Below are 4,287 nucleotides of genomic sequence, written 5' to 3' on the forward strand. Positions count from 1 at the left end.
CCCAACGGCCCAGTGAGAGCCGGTAGCTCAAAATAGACTAATAGAAAGGAAAAAACGACATTGAAAACAAAATAGCCAACAAGCCAGCGCAGAAAGCGGCGAGCCTCAACAGGCTCCCGCCGTCCAAATCCCAGACGTCCCAGCGTCAATATTGCCATGACAATCAGCGCTCCGCCGACTGCCAGCAGCAGCGTAATCATCGCTCACTCCCTCCTGCCTCTGCCTCCGATAGGATTAGGATGCTCATCCACGAAGCAAGGGTCCAATCCTCTGGCACCCAGATCTTGGGCTGCTCCCTGTCCTGAGCCTCTACCGGCAGGCCAATGCGGTCACTGGCCTCGCCGCTCCTCTATTGTAGTGTCTGGCCACCCAAAGCACAACACCCGCCCCATCCGCAGTCTTCCCGAGTTCCCTTGTCGGGCCGTCACTGGCGGCCAAGGGAATTTTTCTCTGGGCGAGGCTGTTGTTAGTGTTGTAACATAACCAGAGAGAAAAGGGAACGCTAGCAATCGAGCGGAGAAGCTGGAGAGTTGAAACGCTGAGCGTCAATCGGCTCTCCGTACGCCGTTCGTCTGACCTTTGCTCGCCATTGCTCACCTGGAATCACCAGGTATAAGGAGATCAGCAGCATGAGTCTGTTTAGACGGCAGGCATCGGAAACTGAAACAGCCACCAATGCTCACCTCAAAGAGGGAAAGGATCGGCTACCGCCCGGCCAGTACCTGACCAAGAAATGGCCGGTGCTGAGCTACGAGCGCACCCCGAGCTTTCCGCCTGATTGGCGGCTCAAGATCACTGGAGAGGTCGAACAGCCTTTTGAACTGACGTGGGAAGAGTTTCTCGCGCTGCCACGGGTGACCATCACGACCGATATCCACTGCGTCACCACCTGGAGCCGTTTCGATAACACCTGGGAAGGCGTCCATATCCGCGAAATTCTCAAGCGCGCCCGTCCACTGCCGAGCGCCAGGTACGTCATGGCCCACTCCTGGACCGGCTACACCACCAATATGCCGCTCTCCAGCCTTGACGATGATGATGTCCTGATCGCCATCAAGCACGATGGCAAGGACCTGGAGCCGGACCACGGCGGCCCTGTGCGCCTGGTCGTGCCCAAGCTCTACTTTTACAAGAGCGCTAAGTGGCTTGACGGCCTGGAGTTCATGGCCGAGGACCGTCCCGGTTTCTGGGAGATGCGCGGCTACCACAATCGCGGTGATCCGTGGAAGGAAGAGCGTTACTGGTAGTTGCTTACAGTTGCCTGCCCTCTCGCTAGCAGGCAACAGAGAACAGACCGCGCGCCGGTCGCCCGTCCCGCCATTGCCGAAGCTTGACTTCAGCAAGGCTGGCTGGAGCACCGGCGCGGCGCAGTACACCGACTGAGACAGAGCACTAGGAGCGGTTTCGGCGCAGCATGCCGATTACGACCACGATCAAACTATAGAGCGAGTCGCCAGCCCCATAAAGACAGCGCTTGATGGCCTTGGTGCGCGGGTTCATCTTCCCTCCACTGCCACTCCCTGGCATGAGGCTTCCCTCAAATGCCAGCGGTTGAGTCTTATCCGTCTCATTGTCGCTCCAGTGCAGCTCAGGAAAGGTGCGCACCGCCACCTCAGCCGTATAGTCTCCACAGGCGATCAGCGTCGCCGGAGAGAGGAGCCGAAAGCGCCATTCCGCCTCTACCCCCCCATGAGCAGCAGCTCATCCAGCTTTTTGACACTTTCAAAGGAGCCATCCAGATTGAGACCGAGCGCCTCACGCGCCACCTCTGCGAGGACGTTCATATTGTGCTCCGCCACGCTGCTATGCTCATCGTGAGGAAGACGCGGATCGCGCAGATCAACCCGCCGCTCCAGCTCCTCCTGGAGCGCCCGATAGCCCTCATCCAGCTCCCAACTGAGAGGGAAGCGCAGCACCCAGCCCAGGGCCTCCGGGCTGAATCCCTCGGCCTCCAGCACCTCCTCATGAGCAGCCGTTAAGGCCTGCTCCCCTGGGAGGGCCACGCGCAACATGACTCCTTTGGGCAAACCATGCTGGTAGAGCAGAGCAGACGTCACCGCATACCACTGGGCTTCATCGATTACCTGACTCAGCGCCGTGGCAAAAGTGTTCCGATCGTCCTGCTCTGGTTCATAATAAACGCGGTTCAGAACCCACTGTTCTGCCTCAGAAGAAATCAGCAGATGAGGGCCAAATGGCATGAAATCCTCCTTGAGACCAAACCATCAACCCATACCAGGAGAGAAGAGGAGGATCTATCAACGATACGCGGGACCCCTCAAGTGCCTGGAGGAGATGTAAGACAGGATACTACAGTATGCAGCAGCTATTATAGACGAAGTTTCCCTACAAGACAAGAGCGCGGCAGCGAGTTGAGCTGATCCTCAACACCTGCGGCTGCCGCGCCAGCCCTTGGAGCAAGGCCCAGCGAAAGCGAGCTGTCAGAGTTTAGCGCTCCAGCGTTGTCTTACTATTGCGCTCGCCATCGTAGGAGAGCAGAATGCGCTTGCCATCGTAGACCGTCTCCAGGTGCACGGGACGCCCCCAGAGCTGATAGACATATTGCAGCGTCTTTTCAGCATAGACCAGGTCAAGATCCTGGCCCTCATGCAGATGGCGCAGATAGAGTTCGCGATTGCCGCGATAGTCCCCATCGTCGACCACAATATAGGGGAAGCCGAAATTTGTCATGCTGGCCACGATGCCGTCGCGCACCTTCTCCCAGTTCTTTTCCACAATCACCCACTCATCGCCTTCCTTTTTATACAGGTAAAGATCCAACTCCTCGACCAGCTCCTTGGTCAGATAGTTGCGCAAGAACGAGACATCGTTATCCAGCTCACGCACCTCAAAGATTTTCTGGCGTCCCATTCCTGGTTTGCGTCCAAGGCGCTCCTGCTCCTCTTTCGTTGGATTATCCCAACGGCGTTCAATATCCTCGAAAATCTTGTAGCCCAGGTAGTAGGGATTGAGCGAGGTGCGCGAGGGCGAAAGGACACTGGCATGCATGCGCGCAAACTCCACCGTCTCGGCATCGGAGAGAATGCCACGGTCGGCCATCTCACGCATGATGCGCGAGTGCCATATCGAGGCCCATCCCTCATTCATGACCTTTGTTTGCATCTGAGGCACAAAGTACAAGAACTCCTGACGCACAATCTCGATCACATCGCGCTGCCAGGGCTCCAGAATAGGGGAATGGCGGATCAAGAAGAGCAAGAGATCCTTCTGCGGTTTCTCGGGGAACTTCGGCGGACGACCACGGCGGCGCTCGCGCTCCTCCTCGGCGCGGCGCTCCTTCTCCTCACGATCCAGCTCCCAGAGATCATCATATTCTGTCGAAGGCCGTGTACGAGTCTCCTCATGCCGCCTACGCTGCTCGTCCTCCTCATCAGCCTCCCCTTTCAAGAAGAGATGGTAGTCGACATGCTCCTGAATCGAAAGGACGGCATCAAGAAAGCGCTCCACCTCCAGCTTGCCATGATCGAACTCGTACTTCGCGATGCGCTCCGCGTTCAAACTCGCGCGCTCGATCATCCGGCGCGATGTGTGCTGAAAGTAGACATTATTCTTAAAGAAATCGGTATGCCCGAAGACATGCGCCGCCACAAAGGTATTCTGGAGCAGATCATTCATCTCCATCAAAAAGGCGTAGCTCGGGTTCGTATTGACTACCATCTCATAGATCTTGCTCAGGCCCAGATCGTAGAGCATCTTCTGACGGTAGTACGCCTTTCCATGAGTCCAGTGGCTGAAGCGGCCCGGCAAGCTGTAGGAAGCGAACTCGTACATAATGGTTGCCGGGACCAGCTCAAAATGAGTCGGGAAAGGATCTAGCCCGAACTCATGGGCAATCTCCCAGGCATAACCGATGCGATCACGCAGGCGCTCCAGATCGCTATCCGCCATAGGCATCTCCCCCTTGCACTAGCACTTATCTGCCAGCAGGCACAGCATCGCCGCGGCGCGCGAAGAACTTGCGCAGCGCCGGATAGACTTCCTTCTTATCGGAGATGGTCACGGCGACAAACTTCTTATCCGTGATGCGGCTATAGGCCGACATCAAGGTACTGGGAGAGCGATAGTGACCCTCGCGGATCTCGCCGTAGCCGAAGATATTGCACAGCTCGATGAGCTGTTGCACCAACTGCACACAGCGATCATTATCCCAGGGGAGATTGTCGCCATCCGAGAAATGGAAGGGGTAGATATTCCAGTCGTTGGGATTGAAGCGCTCCTTGATGATTTGCAGCGCCAGCTCATAGGCTGACGACACCTGTGTACCAC

At 56.8% G+C, this 4,287-nt stretch carries 6 protein-coding genes; 1 reads left to right on the forward strand and 5 read right to left on the reverse strand.

The window, feature by feature from the left end; genetic code table 11:
- A partial coding sequence (locus IRZ24_RS17340) for a hypothetical protein (protein WP_297166971.1) occupies window positions 1-200 on the reverse strand: 200 nt, incomplete at its 3' end.
- 429 nt (window positions 201-629) lie between these two features.
- On the opposite strand from IRZ24_RS17340, the gene IRZ24_RS17345 reads away from it, so the two are divergent.
- The gene (locus tag IRZ24_RS17345) at window positions 630-1,247 is read left to right on the forward strand and encodes a sulfite oxidase-like oxidoreductase (protein ID WP_297166975.1); all 618 of its coding nucleotides are present in this window, start codon (window positions 630-632) and stop codon (window positions 1,245-1,247) included.
- A gap of 145 nt (window positions 1,248-1,392) precedes the next feature.
- Here the strand turns inward: IRZ24_RS17345 and IRZ24_RS17350 are convergent, their stop codons facing one another.
- The 4 genes from IRZ24_RS17350 to IRZ24_RS17365 form a co-directional block, all read right to left on the reverse strand.
- Window positions 1,393-1,611 (reverse strand): hypothetical protein, encoded by a 219-nt coding sequence (locus IRZ24_RS17350; RefSeq protein ID WP_297166977.1) that lies wholly within the window; start codon window positions 1,609-1,611, stop codon window positions 1,393-1,395.
- Window positions 1,612-1,679: 68 nt separating this feature from the next.
- Window positions 1,680-2,201 (reverse strand): hypothetical protein, encoded by a 522-nt coding sequence (locus IRZ24_RS17355; RefSeq protein WP_297166980.1) that lies wholly within the window; start codon window positions 2,199-2,201, stop codon window positions 1,680-1,682.
- 247 nt (window positions 2,202-2,448) lie between these two features.
- Complete coding sequence (locus IRZ24_RS17360; RefSeq protein WP_297166983.1) at window positions 2,449-3,909, reverse strand: SpoVR family protein; 1,461 nt, start codon at window positions 3,907-3,909, stop codon at window positions 2,449-2,451.
- 25 nt (window positions 3,910-3,934) lie between these two features.
- Window positions 3,935-4,287, reverse strand: a 353-nt coding sequence (locus IRZ24_RS17365; protein WP_297166986.1) for a DUF444 family protein, incomplete at its 5' end; no start/stop codon positions are given.

This window comes from Thermogemmatispora sp., from assembly GCF_019683755.1.
Classification (GTDB): domain Bacteria; phylum Chloroflexota; class Ktedonobacteria; order Ktedonobacterales; family Ktedonobacteraceae; genus Thermogemmatispora.